Origin of the sequence: Chitinophaga sp. XS-30 (assembly GCF_008086345.1) — a bacterium.
In the GTDB taxonomy this organism is placed as follows: Bacteria; Bacteroidota; Bacteroidia; order Chitinophagales; family Chitinophagaceae; genus Chitinophaga.
This window is the reverse complement of the sequence record NZ_CP043006.1, coordinates 1,714,138-1,729,884: the sequence shown is the minus strand read 5'-3', so window position 1 is coordinate 1,729,884 and position 15,747 is coordinate 1,714,138. Positions and strand designations below refer to the sequence as shown.

At 52.6% G+C, this 15,747-nt stretch carries 16 protein-coding genes; 7 read left to right on the top strand and 9 right to left on the bottom strand.

All coding sequences use genetic code 11. The annotated features are described in order from the left end of the window. Positions 1–447: 447 nt before the first annotated feature. Positions 448–1,083 (bottom strand): peroxiredoxin, encoded by a 636-nt coding sequence (locus FW415_RS07285; protein WP_148383610.1) that lies wholly within the window; start codon positions 1,081–1,083, stop codon positions 448–450. A gap of 199 nt (positions 1,084–1,282) precedes the next feature. Continuing rightward, positions 1,283–1,870 carry a hypothetical protein gene (locus tag FW415_RS07280; protein ID WP_148383609.1) on the bottom strand — a complete coding sequence of 196 codons (588 nt, stop codon included), beginning with the start codon at positions 1,868–1,870 and terminating at the stop codon, positions 1,283–1,285. A 155-nt stretch (positions 1,871–2,025) separates the two neighbouring features. On the opposite strand from FW415_RS07280, the gene FW415_RS07275 reads away from it, so the two are divergent. Beyond that, positions 2,026–3,030 carry a YafY family protein gene (locus FW415_RS07275; protein ID WP_148383608.1) on the top strand — a complete coding sequence of 335 codons (1,005 nt, stop codon included), beginning with the start codon at positions 2,026–2,028 and terminating at the stop codon, positions 3,028–3,030. 9 nt (positions 3,031–3,039) lie between these two features. Here the strand turns inward: FW415_RS07275 and FW415_RS07270 are convergent, their stop codons facing one another. From FW415_RS07270 to FW415_RS07260, 3 genes are all read right to left on the bottom strand, one after another. After that, complete coding sequence (locus tag FW415_RS07270) at positions 3,040–3,762, bottom strand: AAA family ATPase (protein WP_210420839.1); 723 nt, start codon at positions 3,760–3,762, stop codon at positions 3,040–3,042. A 4-nt stretch (positions 3,763–3,766) separates the two neighbouring features. Then, positions 3,767–4,093 carry a hypothetical protein gene (locus FW415_RS07265; protein ID WP_148383606.1) on the bottom strand — a complete coding sequence of 109 codons (327 nt, stop codon included), beginning with the start codon at positions 4,091–4,093 and terminating at the stop codon, positions 3,767–3,769. Positions 4,094–4,178: 85 nt separating this feature from the next. Further along, positions 4,179–4,901, bottom strand: coding sequence for a hypothetical protein (locus FW415_RS07260; protein WP_148383605.1), 723 nt, complete (start codon positions 4,899–4,901; stop codon positions 4,179–4,181). 104 nt (positions 4,902–5,005) lie between these two features. On the opposite strand from FW415_RS07260, the gene ade reads away from it, so the two are divergent. Next, the gene (gene ade, locus FW415_RS07255) at positions 5,006–6,649 is read left to right on the top strand and encodes an adenine deaminase (RefSeq protein ID WP_148383604.1); all 1,644 of its coding nucleotides are present in this window, start codon (positions 5,006–5,008) and stop codon (positions 6,647–6,649) included. On the opposite strand, the gene FW415_RS07250 is transcribed toward ade, so the two are convergent. Continuing rightward, positions 6,629–7,720 carry an anhydro-N-acetylmuramic acid kinase gene (locus tag FW415_RS07250; protein ID WP_148383603.1) on the bottom strand — a complete coding sequence of 364 codons (1,092 nt, stop codon included), beginning with the start codon at positions 7,718–7,720 and terminating at the stop codon, positions 6,629–6,631. The two genes, ade and FW415_RS07250, sit on opposite strands and share 21 nt — an antisense overlap. A gap of 95 nt (positions 7,721–7,815) precedes the next feature. Here FW415_RS07250 and FW415_RS07245 point away from each other — a divergent pair, with 95 nt between their 5' ends. The 3 genes from FW415_RS07245 to FW415_RS07235 all read left to right on the top strand — a co-directional run bounded on the left by FW415_RS07245 (position 7,816) and on the right by FW415_RS07235 (position 11,669). Next, complete coding sequence (locus FW415_RS07245; RefSeq protein ID WP_148383602.1) at positions 7,816–9,678, top strand: von Willebrand factor type A domain-containing protein; 1,863 nt, start codon at positions 7,816–7,818, stop codon at positions 9,676–9,678. Between the two features lie 76 nt (positions 9,679–9,754). Then, positions 9,755–10,408 (top strand): uracil phosphoribosyltransferase, encoded by a 654-nt coding sequence (gene upp / locus FW415_RS07240; protein WP_148383601.1) that lies wholly within the window; start codon positions 9,755–9,757, stop codon positions 10,406–10,408. 241 nt (positions 10,409–10,649) lie between these two features. Next, on the top strand, positions 10,650–11,669 hold the full coding sequence (locus FW415_RS07235) for a PorP/SprF family type IX secretion system membrane protein (RefSeq protein ID WP_148383600.1): 1,020 nt from the start codon (positions 10,650–10,652) through the stop codon (positions 11,667–11,669). A gap of 6 nt (positions 11,670–11,675) precedes the next feature. Here the strand turns inward: FW415_RS07235 and FW415_RS07230 are convergent, their stop codons facing one another. Continuing rightward, positions 11,676–12,281 (bottom strand): DNA-3-methyladenine glycosylase, encoded by a 606-nt coding sequence (locus tag FW415_RS07230; RefSeq protein ID WP_148383599.1) that lies wholly within the window; start codon positions 12,279–12,281, stop codon positions 11,676–11,678. A 94-nt stretch (positions 12,282–12,375) separates the two neighbouring features. On the opposite strand from FW415_RS07230, the gene FW415_RS07225 reads away from it, so the two are divergent. Beyond that, entirely contained in the window at positions 12,376–13,155 is a 780-nt protein-coding gene (locus FW415_RS07225; protein WP_148383598.1) for an EI24 domain-containing protein, read from the top strand. Continuing rightward, positions 13,139–13,849 carry an SAM-dependent methyltransferase gene (locus tag FW415_RS07220; protein ID WP_210420838.1) on the top strand — a complete coding sequence of 237 codons (711 nt, stop codon included), beginning with the start codon at positions 13,139–13,141 and terminating at the stop codon, positions 13,847–13,849. The genes FW415_RS07225 and FW415_RS07220 overlap by 17 nt, the downstream gene beginning before the upstream one ends. 50 nt (positions 13,850–13,899) lie before the next feature. Here FW415_RS07220 and FW415_RS07215 read toward each other — a convergent pair whose 3' ends face one another. Together FW415_RS07215 and FW415_RS07210 are read right to left on the bottom strand one after the other, a co-directional pair. Beyond that, the gene (locus FW415_RS07215) at positions 13,900–14,295 is read right to left on the bottom strand and encodes a hypothetical protein (RefSeq protein WP_148383597.1); all 396 of its coding nucleotides are present in this window, start codon (positions 14,293–14,295) and stop codon (positions 13,900–13,902) included. A gap of 7 nt (positions 14,296–14,302) precedes the next feature. After that, positions 14,303–15,676 carry a M20/M25/M40 family metallo-hydrolase gene (locus FW415_RS07210; RefSeq protein WP_148383596.1) on the bottom strand — a complete coding sequence of 458 codons (1,374 nt, stop codon included), beginning with the start codon at positions 15,674–15,676 and terminating at the stop codon, positions 14,303–14,305. Positions 15,677–15,747: the final 71 nt, after the last annotated feature.

Here is a 15,747-nt window from a genome sequence, read left to right as displayed (position 1 = left end):
AATAGCGGGTGGACGGCGGAGGAACGGCGGGTGGTCCCCGGAATATCTATGGAGAGAAGGTGGACTTGAGGTGGACTTGATGCGGCGCGATATATTCTTGTCTTATACAGAAAAAACTTTACAGTGGCGAAACTTAGATACAGTATCGGCTTTACAGTTAAGTTGCCAGATACGGTATTCGCTTTACCGTTACAAGGTGGTCTTATCCTGAAATCATGGGGAGCCTGCATTATGGACATAAAAAAACGGGGAAAAATCCCCGTTTCGTAAAATCAAAAACCAACCATTAAAAAAAACGATAAGGAGCAAACGCCGGTCACCACTTGTCACGCGGTCCATTAGCCCCAGTAATATCTTTACTTCCCGGAGGGAAGTTCATTGAATAGTATATAGCGGATTTGCTTTTTCATAACACGGTCCGGATGCCGGATCACTCAAAACACCGGGTTACTTGTTGGGTTGCGGCGTTGTTCTGAGATACGGCTTGATGATCTTATGTCCTTTCGGGAATTTAGCCGGAATATCTTCTGTTTTTACAGCCGGAACTACAATTACATCTTCTCCGTCTTTCCAGTCTGCCGGGGTAGCTACACTATAATTGGCGGTCAACTGCAGGGAATCGATCACGCGCAGCACTTCAACGAAGTTTCTGCCGGTAGATGCCGGATAAGTGATGGTGAGTTTCACCTTTTTATCCGGCCCGATCACAAACAGGGAACGTACGGTAAAAGTTTCCGAAGCATTCGGATGGATCATATCGTACAGGTTCGCTACTGTTTTATCTTCATCCGCGATGATCGGGAAGGATACATCGCAGCCCTGTGTTTCATTGATATCATTGATCCAGCTCTTGTGTTTATCCAGCGGATCCACACTGAGAGCCAGCACTTTAACATTACGTTTGGCAAACTCCCCGTTCAGCAGGGCTGTTTTACCAAGTTCTGTTGTACAAACGGGCGTGAAATCTGCGGGATGGGAAAACAAAACACCCCAGCTATCGCCGAGATACTCGTAGAAATCGATCTCTCCAATGGTCGTTTTTGCTTTGAAATTGGGAGCCGCGTCCCCTAACCTTAAACTCATATAACTCCGTTTACAGGAACCAAAAATACTGATTTCCTACAAATATTATAGACTTAAAGGATTTTTTTTCTGATTTTTCGGGATTTCTTTCACCCGGCACACAAACAAGGGTGTATTTCAGCGCGCCGTCACCGGTGCAAACCCTGCGGGGAAGCCACCTGGCGGGTAAACTGTTGTTTCCAGGTTTATCAGGCTATCACTATCGGCCGGACAGTTGTTTCCAGGCATGGTAGGCAAGGGTGTATTTCATGTCATCACCCAGATCCGCATGCTGCCGGGCTGCCTCTTCATCAAAATCCAGCTCCAGGTAGCCCAGATACAACTCGTAATGTTTACCCAGCGTCTGCATGCACTGGTCAACTTTATGCTCAAAGGCCTCCGCCCGGGTGCAGGGTTCTGCCTTTCGGATATAAAAACAGCTGCCGGCGGCATCGTCCAGGTCCGCTTCAAAACCATCGAACCGGGGGCTGGTCAGGTGGAAACGCAGGTTATCGAACAGCACCGCTTCACCCAGTTGTGCCTCAAAATCAATCATTTCCGGTTTATCACCCATACATTCCAGCTGCTGCACAATGGCCATCTGCACCGCTTCACTCTTATCCTCGATGGCCCGCAGCATCGTGTTCAGCACATCGTAGTTAGTTACAAAATCACATTTCCGCCAACCTTCCGCTGTTTCCAGATAACCCCAGCAGGTCAGGTAATGTGAATCGTCCAGGATGATCTGTCCAACTTTAATAGCGGTGACTTCCTTTTCTCTTGCGATGTTTACAGATACCTTTTTCATGCGTCAAATGTTTACCTTTTCGTTTATTGAGCGGCACCTTGCTTTTTACGCCCGGTTGCGCTGTGAATTTTTAACGATACGAAAATATCATGGCCGAACGCAAGGGATCTGCGTAGCAAAAATGTTTATTTTTACGCCCTACCAAATGCAGCCACATGCCCAAGAATAAAGATGCCCTTTCCCGGTACCGCTGGATAGATGAACGTTTGCGCAACAAACGCCTGCCAAAGCCCACGCTGGATGACCTGGTAAAGTATGTATCTGATAAAATGGACGATTCGGTGGCCGTGCGCACCATTCAAAAGGATATCGAGGACATGCGCAATGCCCCTGAGCTGAGTTATTTCGCCCCGATAAAGTATGACCGCAGCTCCAAAGCTTACCGGTATGAGGACGAGAACTTCTCCATCAGCAGCAGCCCTATTGACGAAGCGGACCTGCAGGGGCTGGAAGTTGCCATCGGCATACTGGAACAGTTCCGCAGCCTGCCGGTGATCCAGCGCTTTGAAGACGCCATCCTCAAAATAGCCGCCAGCCTGAAAATGAACCGCCAGGAACTGGAGAACCGGGGCCTCATCAAATTCAGCCGCGGCAGCCAGTACAAAGGCGCTGAACTGATCCCCGAGATCGTGGACGCCATCAAGGAACTGGAAGTGATCCGCATTGCCTACCAGAGTTTCGACCGCAGTGAGCCCAAGGAGCACTGGGTAGAGCCCTACCACCTCCGGGAATACAACCACCGCTTTTACCTTATCGGCAAAAGCCAGAAAGCAAAAGGCGGCACCGTGCTTACCTTTGCGCTGGACCGTATCGTACAGATATGGCCTACCAACAAGCATTTCGATGAAAAGAATTTCGATGATGCCAGCTATTTCCAGCATGCCATCGGCATCACCGTCACCGAAGGGCAACCGGAGAACATCGTATTATCCTACACCCCCCATCAGGGCAAATATGTAAAAACACAACCGCTCCATCCCTCCCAGACCATTCTGAAAGATGATGAAGAGGAATGCCGGATAGGCTTGCAGATCGTGGTCAATCATGAACTGATCATGCTCCTGCTCAGTGCGGGAGGAAGAGTAAAAGTGCTGGAACCGCAGCACCTGGCGGACCGGCTGAAGCAGGAAGCGGAAGATATGTTGAAGCGGTATTCATGAACCGGCGGATCATATCCCCAGTTTCTGCAAAAGATAGATATCTGTCCACATAGGAATGGCATCCTCTGTCTGTACCGTTACCCGTTCGCCATCCTCAACATCGAGAATAAGCCGGTAACCGGTATCAAGTGAGTTATCGAATATAAAACAGCGGTGACAATACGGGATCATGTCACTGAGCAGTTCGAGCGACCGTACATACCGCTCAACGATCTTTTCAGGAGGTACGGGATGGCCGCCTTTTTTGACGCGTTCTTCCACTCTGCGTACACTTATATCCGGGGACTCTGTGGCGATATAATACAGATATATCTTGAATCCCGCCTCATGTGCTTTTCTGAAAGTTTCCAGTTTGGATGAATGGGACATGACGGTCTCGAAGGAGAAGGTTTCCATTTTTCCGATCAGCAGATTCCGCAGATAGTCGGCAATCAGGGCCGCTTCATACGAATTGGTGCTCTCCATAATTCTTATCACATTATCCGAGAATGTCAGGTCGATCTGATAGCCCTCCTGCCGGGCTTTAGCGAAAAGTGTGGAGTGTTGCAGGTAGGTGTTGAATGAATCCGGGGTAGCTTCCAACCCATAGTCGCCAAGATTGACGAAGCCTTTTTCTCTGGCGGACTTCTCAATGTCATCCGCATTGATATACACACCGGTTTTATATCTCTTCTGAATTTCCTTGATGATCGTACTTTTCCCCGACCCGTTGGGACCGGCAAAAACACGCATCCGCCTAGTGTGCTGTTCTTTTAACATGTAACACGGTTCCTTTCTTTAATTGCCTGTACTTTATCCTGTCCGAACCGGATACGCGGGTTACTTTCTCGATGTTTCCTTCCGGCATTCTTCTCACTACCCAATCATCCTGCAGAAAGGTAACCGGTATCCCCATCGCTTTATTTTCATTAACAGCGTTGGTAGCTGCCTTGATGCCGATCTCCCTGAAGAATGAACGGTCCATGAATTCCTCCATTGCACTCAGATCCTCCTCATGCACCCCACGCGAACGGGGAGTCTGGTTCGCAGCAATACGTATTGTTTTCGCTTTTCTGGATTTCATATGCAGTAAGTTACGACTATTTTATCATTAAAAAACGAAGCCCCTCACCGCAGCGAGGGGCTTTCAGGCATCACACCCAATATATTTATTCAGCCGCCGGCTTCTCAAACATCTTCACATCAATGACGGGGTTATATGCATACTTCCCGAAATTCATCTTCATACCCATCGGCAACTGCTCAATGGTAGCGGCATAAGTGTAGCCGTCTTCCGTTTTCTTGTAATTGCTCAATACCTCCGTGATCTCCACTTCCTGCCCCTGGATGTTCTTGTTGGTGATCCTCTTGTTGATCAGGTAGGTGCCGGCATCCATCAGTATCGTGCTTACCGTACCGTTCTTGCGGGTGAACTTGATGTTGTAAAGCTCCTGCCCTTCGAGGGTTTCCTTGCCGATCAGCTCTGCCGTATGGCCTTTGGCCTTGTAGTCGAACAGTTCCCCGGTAAGGTCCAGCTCCGACGCGGCTTCTTTCACGGTTTCCGGATCGGAATCAACAGGGGCCTGCTGCTGCTGTACGGGCATGAACATCCAGCCGCCGCTGGTGGATACAACCTGGGTATTGGTTGTGCCCATCGCATCAAAATCAATACGCATGGCCGTATTGTGCACACTCCAGGTCTTGAACGGGAACTCCATTCCCTGTATCTCCATGGTTCCTTCTGTAGACTGGGATTTGACTGCCTTGATCTTGTCCGCGCCACCCATGGCCTCAATATGTTTGCCGACCACTTCATCGATCGTCTGTGCCTTTGTGGTGATCGTTAACGCTACCAGGGCGAGGGATAGGGTTAACATGCTAAGTTTCCTCATAAAAAAGATGATTTAATTGTTATCCGATACAAATGTATCTTTTTAATGATAATAGCAAAGACTTTTGACGGTTTTTGCCGAGTTTTACGTTCAACTATTGACAGATGAAACAATTCGAGGTTGCCGGCCACCTGGTGGACATTCCCGGCAGAAGGACCTTCCCCGCCGTAGTGACCGTTGCCGATGGCCGTATCACAAATATCGCGCCTGCCGGCGCTGCGGTACCGCAGCAGTACATCCTGCCGGGCTTCACAGACGCGCATGTACACGTGGAAAGCTCCATGCTTGTTCCCTCCGAGTTCGCCCGGCTGGCGGTTTGCCACGGTACGGTGGCCACCATTTCGGATCCCCACGAGATCGCCAATGTACTGGGCGTCAAAGGGGTGGAATATATGCTGGACAATGCCGCACAGGTGCCCTTCAAATGCTGTTTCGGCGCTCCTTCCTGCGTGCCGGCCACTGGCTTTGAAACCGCCGGCGCGGCCATCAATGCCGGAGATGTGGAAAAACTCCTCCAACGAAACGATATCTATTACCTTTCTGAAATGATGAATTATCCGGGTGTATTACACGAAGATCCGGAGGTCATGGCCAAAATAGCGGCGGCAAAACGATATAACAAACCGGTGGATGGCCACGCTCCCGCCCTCCGGGGCGCGGATGCCGCAAAATACATCCGGGCGGGCATCAGCACAGACCACGAATGCTTTACCCTCGAAGAAGCGCTGGACAAACTCCAGCACGGCATGCATATCCTCATCCGCGAAGGCAGCGCCGCAAGGAACTTCGAAGCGCTCTCCCCCCTCATCTCCTCCCATCCCCGAATGGTGATGTTCTGCAGTGATGACAAGCATCCGGACAATCTCGTGGAAGGGCATATCAACGTGCTCGTGAAACGGGCGCTGGCCAAAGGACACGACCTGTACAACATCCTCCAGGCGGCCTGCATCAACCCGGTTGTGCATTATAATATGCCGGTGGGCCTGCTGCGGGAAGGAGATCCGGCGGATTTTATCATCGTCAACAACCTGGAGGAATTTCAGGTCATGCGGACTTTTATCAACGGAGAAGCGGTTGCCGAAAACGGCAGATCTCTCATCAATTCCGTTCCCATACAAACCATCAACCAGTTCCATTGCGATCCGCTGACACCGGCGGACTTCCGCATTCCCTGCGAAGGAAAGCAGGCAACGGTAAAAGTGATCGAAGCGCTGGAAGGCCAGCTGATCACCAATGCCCTGAAAGCCACACTGACGGCAGAGAACGGAGCGATCGACAGTGATACGGGAACGGATACGCTCAAAATAGCCGTGGTGAACCGCTACCACAACGCTCCCGTGTCCATGGGCTTCATCCGGCATTTCGGCCTGAAGAAAGGCGCCATTGCTTCCACCGTAGCGCATGACAGCCATAATATCATTGCCGTGGGCGTGGATGATGAAAGCATCTGCGAAGCGGTGAACCTGCTTGTCAGGAACAACGGCGGGATTGCTGTATATAACGGGACTGACAGCAAAGTACTGGCTTTGCCCGTAGCGGGACTGATGAGTGCGGAAGACGGATACCGGACTGCGGCATCCTACAGTGAGCTTGACGCGGCGGCCAAAGCGCTGGGCAGCGGGCTGGATGCTCCTTTCATGACGCTTTCCTTTATGGCGCTGCTGGTGATCCCTCACCTGAAACTCAGCGACAAGGGGTTATTCGACGGCGATACTTTTGCCTTTACCTCAGCCTTCGCCGAGCCATAACGTACCGTTCACGCTATCGCGCGAAGCGCCGGTAACGGAAGACAATACATTGGTTTGCTGACGCCAGCGCAGCGCCCCGATAAGGGCCATCACCAGCGCTTCCTTGTAAGCAGCCGTCTGCTCATCCGCCACGATCACGGTGATACCCGCGGCTTCCAGCAATTCCTGTATCTGCAGCACCAGGAAGCGGTTAAAGGCCCCGCCGCCGGTGATCAGCAATTTCCTGCCGGCTGTCTCCCCTTCAGATACGAGGGCTGCACCCGCTGCTACCTGCTGTGCAATATGCGTTACATAGGTGCGCAGTTTACCCTGTACGGACAAGCTGTGCTGCCCGATCAACGGCAGTATCACATCCGTACCAAAATCATTGGCCAGGGATTTCGGAAATGTTTGTGCATAGTAGGGCTGGCTGTTCAGCGCTTCCAGCAGGGCATTGTCGGCCACCCCGCCCGAAGCCAGGTCCCCGTTCTCATCATAAGGCCTGCCGAGCGCCGAGGCCAGGGCGTCCAGCACGCGGTTGGCGGGACAAATATCAAATGCGTGGAAAGTATCGCCGTGCTTTGCGGAAAGGTTGGCGATGCCGCCGATGTTCAGCCAGTAATCATATCCCCCGAACAGCAATTGCTCGCCGATGGGCACAATGGGAGCACCCTGTCCGCCTAAAGCCACATCCATGGCACGGAGATCGCTGATCACGGGCAGACCGGTGACCGCGGCGATGGCTGCGCCGTCCCCCAACTGCGCCGTCATGCGGTTTTGCGGCATATGAAAAACAGTATGGCCGTGCGATGCAATAAAATGTACGCGGTGATCCAGCTGATGGCGGGCAATGAACGCCTTCACCTGCGCTCCGGTATAATGTCCGTATGCGGCATGCAGCAACATGTAGTCACGGGCATTCATGTTCACGGCCGATCGCAGGTCTTCCTTCCACTTGTCATCATACGGAATGCATTCCGCGGCTTCGATCACGTAGGTCCATACCCCGCGCACTTCCGTCAGCTCCACAAAAGCAATATCCAGCCCATCCAGCGAACTCCCTGACATCAAGCCTATTACATTATATACCATGCTGCAAATTTTTGCAAAGATAACGGGATGAAAAAATATTTTATGGAATACCTGCCCCCTGATGCATCCTGTTGCTGTAATCAAATCCTGCTCTCATGAAAAAGTTAGCTGTATTGCTGCTCTGCGTCCTCTTTACACTGGGTGTTGCCGCGCAGCAGAAAAAGACCATCACCGGCGTTGTTGTGGACGCTGCCGGTAATTACCCCCTGCCTTCTGCGCAGGTGGTGATCAGGGAAACGAAACAAACCGCCGCTACGGATATTGCAGGGCGTTTCGTTTTTACCATCCCGCTGGATTCCTTTACCGTACGGGTGCAGTACCTGGGTTACCAGCCTGCGGAAAAACGTTTTTCGATACACGATGGCAGCTTTATCATTCCCCTGCATACCCTGCAAACACCGTTAAGCGAAGTTGTGGTGACCGGTTATGCCGGGAAAAGGGAAAACCGCGTGGTGACCGCCATGGCCAGCAAGACAACAAGAAGCGTATCGTTTGCCGTTGCGCCCCCTCCTCCCCGCTACAATACCAATGATTACAGCCCCATCAATGAAAACGGGTTTTTCCAGGTGAAAAACAAGCCCCTCAGCACTTTTTCTGCGGATGTGGACCGGGCCTCCTATTCCCAGGTGCGCCAGATGCTCAACCGGGGATTGTTGCCACCGGCTGATGCTGTACGGGTGGAAGAGCTGATCAATTACTTCGATTATGCCTACCCCGCGCCCGTCAACAGTGATCCCGTGGCTATTCATACGGACATGACGGCCTGCCCCTGGAACAAAGATCATCTGCTGGCGCGTGTGGCATTACAGGGTAAAAAGGTGCCGGTAAATGACCTCCCCGCATCCAACCTGGTTTTCCTGCTGGATGTATCCGGTTCTATGGACGCGGACAATAAGCTGCCGCTGGTGAAGCAGGCCTTCAAAGTGCTGGTGCAGCAGCTGCGGCCGCAGGACCGGGTAGCGATCGTGGTGTATGCAGGCGCGGCGGGGCTGATACTGCCCCCCACTTCAGGAGCGCATAAAACAAAGATCATTGATGCACTGGAAAACCTCTCCGCCGGCGGTTCCACAGCAGGCGGGCAGGGCATCCGGCTGGCCTATGCCACAGCAATGAAACACTTCATCCCCAAAGGCAACAACCGCGTGATCCTTGCTACGGACGGAGATTTCAACGTAGGTCCTTCCAGTGATGGCGAACTGCAGCGCATCATTGAGCAGGAACGGGAAAAAGGCATCTTCCTTTCCGTGCTCGGTTTCGGCATGGGCAATTACAAGGATAACAAGCTGGAAACACTGGCGGATAAAGGAAACGGCAACTATGCCTACATCGATAATTACGAGGAGGCCCGCCGCACGTTTGTGACCGAGTTCGGCGGAACGCTCTTTACCATTGCGAAAGATGTAAAACTGCAGGTGGAGTTCAATCCAAAATTCGTACGGGCTTACCGGTTAGTTGGGTATGAGAACCGCCTGCTGAATGATGAGGATTTCAATGACGACAAAAAAGATGCGGGCGATATGGGCGCGGGGCATACGGTTACGGCCCTGTATGAGATCGTGCCGGTGACCGCCCCCATGCCACGGGGAAGCACGGTGGACCCGCTCAAATACCAGGAAACCAGGCCGGTGCGGAACACCGGGGCCGCGGAACACGAAGCCTTCACCGTAAAAATGCGCTATAAAGCCCCGGACGGCAACAAAAGCCGGCTGCTGGAAAAGGTGCAATCCACCCGCGCAACAGCCATAACACAAAGCCCGGAAGATCTGCGCCTGGCGGCTGCGGTTGCCCAATTCGGCATGCTGCTGCGCAACAGCGAGTTCAGCGGAAGCGCGAATTACGACGGCATCATTGCGCTGGCTGCGGGCGCCAAAGGGCAGGACCCCGAAGGATACCGCGCGGAGTTCATCCAGCTGGTGAAAAAGGCGAAGCTGCTGCAGGAAGCCGTGGCCGTGAAATGATCTTTTGAAAATCCCCGCCAAACATCGGCCCTATCAAAATAAAGTGGTATTTTGGCTCAGCAAAAAGGCAGGGCTTATGATAATCAATTTGAGTGAAACCAATTCATTGATCGGGGATTGGGTCAGCGAGATCAGGGATGCGGATATACAGACGGACCGGATGCGCTTCAGGCGGAACCTGGAAAGGCTGGGTGAAGTAGCGGCTTACGAGATCAGCAAAACACTCACGTACACGGACAAGGAAGTACAGACCCCGCTGGGAACTGCGAACTGCCGGGTATTGAAGCAACAGCCGGTGCTGGGGACCATCCTCCGGGCAGGGCTCACCCTCCATCAGGGCCTGCAGAACTATTTCGATAAAGCGGACCATGCCTACATCTCCGCCTACCGGAAACATAACCGGGACGGGACTTTCGAGATCAGCCTGGAATATGTTTCCTGCCCTCCGCTGGACGACCAGGTGCTGATCATCTCTGATCCCATGCTGGCCACCGGCGCCTCCCTCGTGAATACCATCGTGCATTTGCAGACCTTCGGGAAACCGGCGCATATCCATATCGTAACCGCCATTGCCTGCACCATCGGCATTGAGTATGTACAGCGGAACGCAGACGCCAACATCAGCATATGGACGGGCGATATCGACGACGAACTTACCGCAAAAGGCTACATCGTGCCAGGCCTCGGGGATGCCGGCGACCTGGCATTCGGGCCGAAACTGCAGCAGTAACAAAACCATCCGAACGAACGTTATAAAATCGGGATTCGTCACAATATTTTGTGCATCGTGGCGTTATGCAGAAGCATCAACCGGAGACCTTCAGCGCGTTTTTAATCTACATCACACATTTTAAATCTTTTATAATGGCTTACTATGGCGGCTTTACGTTATATAGATTTAATTTGAAATATGAAATTAGTTTTGTACCTTCACGTTGTATAGTGTCCCTATATGCTTTAACCGAGAAGTAATGAAAAAAGCTCTACTCCTATTAACCATAGCCCTTTATGTTGCCTTGAGTCCTGCTAAAGCACAGGACCCGCATTTTACGCAGTTTTTCGCGTCACCGCTCACTTTGAACCCGGCCTTTACCGGCTACTTTTCCGGAGACCTCCGTCTTGCCGGCAACTACCGGTCACAATGGCGCAGCATCGCTTCTCCTTATATTACCGGTACCATGTCAGCTGACTTCGGCATATTGAAGAACGTGATCTCTTATACGGATACCTGGGGAGTGGGCATACTGGCCCTGTATGATAAAACCGGCGCGGGCGCGCTTACATCCAACTACGTTGGCCTCAGTACGGCGTACCACAAAGGGCTGGATGTGGAAGGCAATCACACCTTGGGCCTCGGTGTACAGGCGGCCTGGGTGCAGAAAAGGATAGATCAGAGCAAACTGGAGTTCGAGAACCAGATCGGCGATAACGGCTACGACCCTTCCCTGCCCAGCAATGAGAACATCGTTTCACCGAATATCTCTTATCTTGATTATAATGTGGGTTTGCTATATAGCGGCCTGGTAGGTGAATCGTCCAATCTCTACATGGGCGTATCCTACTATCACTTTACCCAGCCCACGGAAACATTCCTGGGGCAGGACAATAACCGGCTGAGCTACCGTTATACCGTACATGGCGGCGGTTCTTTTCCCGTGAACGGCAGTAACCGCATTCACATCAGCGCGCACTACATGCGGCAGAACCAGGCCACGGAAACCACTTTTGGCGGCGCTTACGGGTTTATGCTCAATGATATGCAGGATGCGCCTACCATCTTCTATCTCGGTGCCTGGTACCGTATGAAAGATGCGGTGAATCCTTATCTGGGCCTTGAATTCAACAGCATCAAGGTGGGCCTTTCGTACGACCTGAACGTATCCACCCTCAAACCCGCCTCCAATTACCGCGGAGGCATGGAATTATCGGTGATATATATCCGCACGAAAAACGAGAACAACAGGAACAGAACACTTTGCCCGAAATTCTAGCGTTCGCTACAACCCTTTGCCTTTGCTCACCCACTTGTTCCCTTTAACGGAAAAACGGTAGGGAAGGTAAGCATCTTCCCGTGCATACGCCACGCCAACACGTGTGCCGCTGACGATCTGCGACCGCGGCAGAACCGGCGCATCTTCGATCCACAATACATCGCCGGACAGGCTTTCCCCGGTCAGCGCCGTGGTAATGCCCAGGGCTTTCGACAGGCTGCCGGGCCCCGCAGTGAGCGTGGTATCCAGCCGTTGTTTGCCGCATCTCCACAACATCGTTCCAATCCCGTCCACAGGCTCCAGTCCACGTACAAGCACCGCATGCGGAATATCCCGCTGATTGGTGACCACATTGAAAAGATGATGAATACCGTAGCAGAGATACACATAGGCCAATCCGCCTGCGGCATACATCGTTTCCGTTCTGCGGGTACGGCGGTTGTTCCAGGCATGCGAGGCACGGTCCGTTGCCCCGGCATAGGCTTCCGTTTCCACTATCCTCCCGGATGTACGCACACCGCCGATCTCCGTGACCAGCAACTTTCCAAGCAGTTGCTGCGCTATCTTCAAAACATCTGCCCGCTCATAAAAAGCACTGTTCAGTTTAGCCATGCTGCAAAATATTATTAATTTCGCTTCGTTACATGCAATATTCACAGGTGTATTGCTGCATGCCTGTTTTCTGTCATACTAAAAAGGAGAACTGTTGTTTTCATTAAGAGAGGTACTCGGGGCGATACAATCATACGCCAAAGCGCATCAATTCATTACACAGCACCGGCTGTGGAAGTGGATCTACGTGCCGGGCATCATCTATTGCATACTTTTCGTTACCGGCATTTATTTCGTCTGGGATTATTCGGGGGTATTCATTGATTATGTGCTGAACCTGCTGACGCTGAAGGTGTGGATGGAAGAGCTGCAGAACGGATGGGTGAATTTCCTCTTTCTGCTGGTGGGTTTTACGGTGCGGATCGTATTTCTGATCATGTATTTTTCGTTCTTCAAGTATCTTTTCCTGATCGTTGGCTCGCCGGTGTTTGCTTACCTGTCTGAAAAAACGGAAGCCATTCTGCATAACAGGGATTTCCCCTTTTCTTTTTCACAACTGTTGCAGGATGTACTGCGCGGCATCAAATTGTCGCTGCGCAATTTGCTCTATCAGACCGTTTTCATGCTGATCATTGCCGTCCTGGCCTTTGTTCCCATTCTCGGCTGGCTGACGCCGCTGATCGCGCTGTTCGTGGAGTGTTACTATTTCGGTTTTTCGATGATGGATTACAGCTTTGAGCGCCGCAGGTGGACGATGGGGCAAAGCATAACCTATATCGGGCAGCATAAGGGGATGGCCCTCGGCAACGGCCTGGTCTTCTACCTGATGATGTTCATTCCGGTGATCGGCTGGGTGCTGGCGCCCTGTTACGCCGTTATTGCCGCTACCATTCATTTGCAACAACAAAATCTCCCTGATGAGCCAGCCCGGTAAAGTATATCTCATCCCAACCGTGCTCAGCGCTGACGCTCTTTTTTCCCTGCCGGCCTATATCACGGATACGGTGCGGCGGCTCCGCATTTTTTATGTGGAGAACGAGCGCACAGCGCGGCGTTTTCTGAAAGCGCTGGATAAAAATATTGATATTGATGCCCTGCAGCTGCTGCCGATGAATGAGCATCATCCGCCGGACCTTGCGCTGGCGCGGAAATTCCTGCAGGAGGGGAAACACATAGGCGTGATCAGCGAAGCGGGATGCCCGGCCATTGCGGACCCGGGGCAGCTGGTGGTGCAAACAGCACACAGCCTGGGCGCAACGGTGGTGCCGCTCGTAGGCCCCAATTCGATGCTGCTGGCCCTGATGGCATCCGGTATGAACGGCCAGCATTTCCAGTTCTCGGGATATCTGCCGGTAAAACCGCTTGAACGCGCGCAGGCTATCCGGGAACTGGAAGCCACATCCGCCCGAAAATCGCAGACCCAGTTATTCATTGAAGCGCCTTACCGGAACAACCAGGTGCTCAAAGACATTCTGGCCAACTGTAAGGACAATACACTGTTATGCGTGGCGGCGGACCTGACGGCCCCCACGGAATATATCCGCACCCAGACTGTCGCGCAATGGAAAAAGCAAACGGGGGCAGATTTTCACAAACGGCCCGCGATCTTTTTGTTATATGCCGGGTAGATTCCGCACTGGCCCGTATGCAACCATGGCCGCGGGACGCTTTCCGCGGGCTAAAAGGCCACTCTCTTCCCCGTTGCCGGATCGGTCACGGAAATGATGCTGTCCACAATGAAAGTGCTCATGCCGCGCCAGGGCAGCGCACCGAGGTATTCCTTGTAATGCAGCTCCAGGACCTTTCCGCTGCTGCTCATCAGCTGCTGCGCTACCTTTTCATCGGTAACGGAAAACTCGAACTCGTTGGACTGTACGCCGCCGAGGTTCTGCGGCTTGAAGCCGGTCTGTATCAGCCTCCCTTCATATGTTTTCCAGACGTAGCCTTTCTGTACAAAGAAGTTCAGCTCACCGGCCTTTGCACCCCGGCCGAAGACGAAGTAATAGCGGTACAGGAAAAATATGCCGAAAATGGCGATGAGAATGAAGACAACAATGAATACGAATCTTCTCATAATAGTGCTATAAACCGTATTTGTCAATCAGGTATATCAATGCGCTCATGGCCACTGCTCCCATCTCCAGTTCGCGTTTGTTAACGGCTTCGAAAACATCGGAGGCGGCATGATGGATATCAAAATAACGTTGGGAGTCGGGCGAAAGTTCAGATACCGGTGTACCGAGTTCGCGGTGCAGGGGACCGATATCCACTCCGCCGCCGGTTTCGTCAAAATCATAGATGCCGTAAGGCAGGAACAGCGGCGCCCAGCGCTTCACCTTTTCACGGCGGGCATCTTCCATTTCGAACATGAACCCCCTGGGCGTAAATCCGCCGGCATCGCTTTCAAGGGCAAAAAGGTGCTGCTCCCCATTGGCTTTCGCCAGCTCCGCATATTTCCGGCCGCCGCGGGTGCCGTTCTCTTCATTGGCGAACAATACAATGCGGATAGTGCGTTTGGGGCGGATGCCCAGCTTTTTGAAGGCCCGCAGCAACTCTATCGACTGCACACAGCCCGCACCGTCATCATGCGCGCCTTCACAATTATCCCATGAATCGAGATGGGCGCCAACAGTGATATATTCGTCCGGGAACTCACTGCCGCGCAGCTCACCGATAATGTTATGCCCGATGGTATCCGGCAGCATTTCGCAGGTGGTGCGGAGGAAGACCTTTGCGCTGGCATCTCCGGCGATCCGTTTGCTGAGGCGCTCCGCATCATGCAGACCGATAGCTACGGCGGCGATCTTCGGGAAGGAATCGTTATAGTGGGTACCGCCGGTATGCGGGTGATTGTCCGTACCATGGGTCATGGACCGTACGATCACTCCCACGGCGCCGTATCTGGCGGCCCGGCTTGGCCCCTGGCCGCGATAGCGTACGGCATCGCCGTAGGAATAGAAGGTTTTGATAAACCGCGGGTTGAAAGGGTAATTGTAGAACACGATCTTCCCTTTAACCTCGTCTTTCCGCCTTTCCAGCTCTTCGAAAGACCGTACTTCCATCACCGGCGCGGTCACCCCCTCCGGGCCCGTGCCTACGGAATTGCCGAGGGCAATAACATTGAGGGGCGGAATAAAATCCCGGCGGTTGCTGATGATGCGGGCCTGCTCCTTTTCACCCCTCACCCAGTGCGGCACCATACATTCCTGCCGGAAGATGCGTTCCGCACCGGCATCGCGCAGCGCAGCCTCTCCCCATAACTCGGCTTTGACCATCTGGGGGGAACCGGCCAGGCGGCCGCCGATGGTCTTGGTCAGCACCCGGAGGTTTTCATAGGCTTTACTATTTGTTAATATTTCGTCTGCGATCCCGCGGATGGTCAGGGAATCGCCCTGCTGTGCATAGGAGAACAGGGCCATGCAACAGGCGATCCATATTAAAAGCGGCTTTCTCATGTAGCGATATAGATTTTGAGCTAAACTAATCAATCTGCCACTCAACCCCAAATGAAGGTGGGATGACAGAG

Bases quoted from the DNA above. Each gene is read 5' to 3' on its own strand.
- FW415_RS07260 (WP_148383605.1), bottom strand. From the start codon at position 4,901: ATGAGGAAACTTAGCATGTTAACCCTATCCCTCGCCCTGGTAGCGTTA.
- ade (WP_148383604.1), top strand. From the start codon at position 5,006: ATGAAACAATTCGAGGTTGCCGGCCACCTGGTGGACATTCCCGGCAGA.
- FW415_RS07275 (WP_148383608.1), top strand. From the start codon at position 2,026: ATGCCCAAGAATAAAGATGCCCTTTCCCGGTACCGCTGGATAGATGAA.
- FW415_RS07230 (WP_148383599.1), bottom strand. From the start codon at position 12,281: ATGGCTAAACTGAACAGTGCTTTTTATGAGCGGGCAGATGTTTTGAAG.
- FW415_RS07250 (WP_148383603.1), bottom strand. From the start codon at position 7,720: ATGGTATATAATGTAATAGGCTTGATGTCAGGGAGTTCGCTGGATGGG.
- FW415_RS07210 (WP_148383596.1), bottom strand. From the start codon at position 15,676: ATGAGAAAGCCGCTTTTAATATGGATCGCCTGTTGCATGGCCCTGTTC.
- FW415_RS07265 (WP_148383606.1), bottom strand. From the start codon at position 4,093: ATGAAATCCAGAAAAGCGAAAACAATACGTATTGCTGCGAACCAGACT.
- upp (WP_148383601.1), top strand. From the start codon at position 9,755: ATGATAATCAATTTGAGTGAAACCAATTCATTGATCGGGGATTGGGTC.
- FW415_RS07270 (WP_210420839.1), bottom strand. From the start codon at position 3,762: ATGCGTGTTTTTGCCGGTCCCAACGGGTCGGGGAAAAGTACGATCATC.
- FW415_RS07235 (WP_148383600.1), top strand. From the start codon at position 10,650: ATGAAAAAAGCTCTACTCCTATTAACCATAGCCCTTTATGTTGCCTTG.
- FW415_RS07220 (WP_210420838.1), top strand. From the start codon at position 13,139: ATGAGCCAGCCCGGTAAAGTATATCTCATCCCAACCGTGCTCAGCGCT.
- FW415_RS07245 (WP_148383602.1), top strand. From the start codon at position 7,816: ATGAAAAAGTTAGCTGTATTGCTGCTCTGCGTCCTCTTTACACTGGGT.
- FW415_RS07215 (WP_148383597.1), bottom strand. From the start codon at position 14,295: ATGAGAAGATTCGTATTCATTGTTGTCTTCATTCTCATCGCCATTTTC.
- FW415_RS07285 (WP_148383610.1), bottom strand. From the start codon at position 1,083: ATGAGTTTAAGGTTAGGGGACGCGGCTCCCAATTTCAAAGCAAAAACG.
- FW415_RS07280 (WP_148383609.1), bottom strand. From the start codon at position 1,870: ATGAAAAAGGTATCTGTAAACATCGCAAGAGAAAAGGAAGTCACCGCT.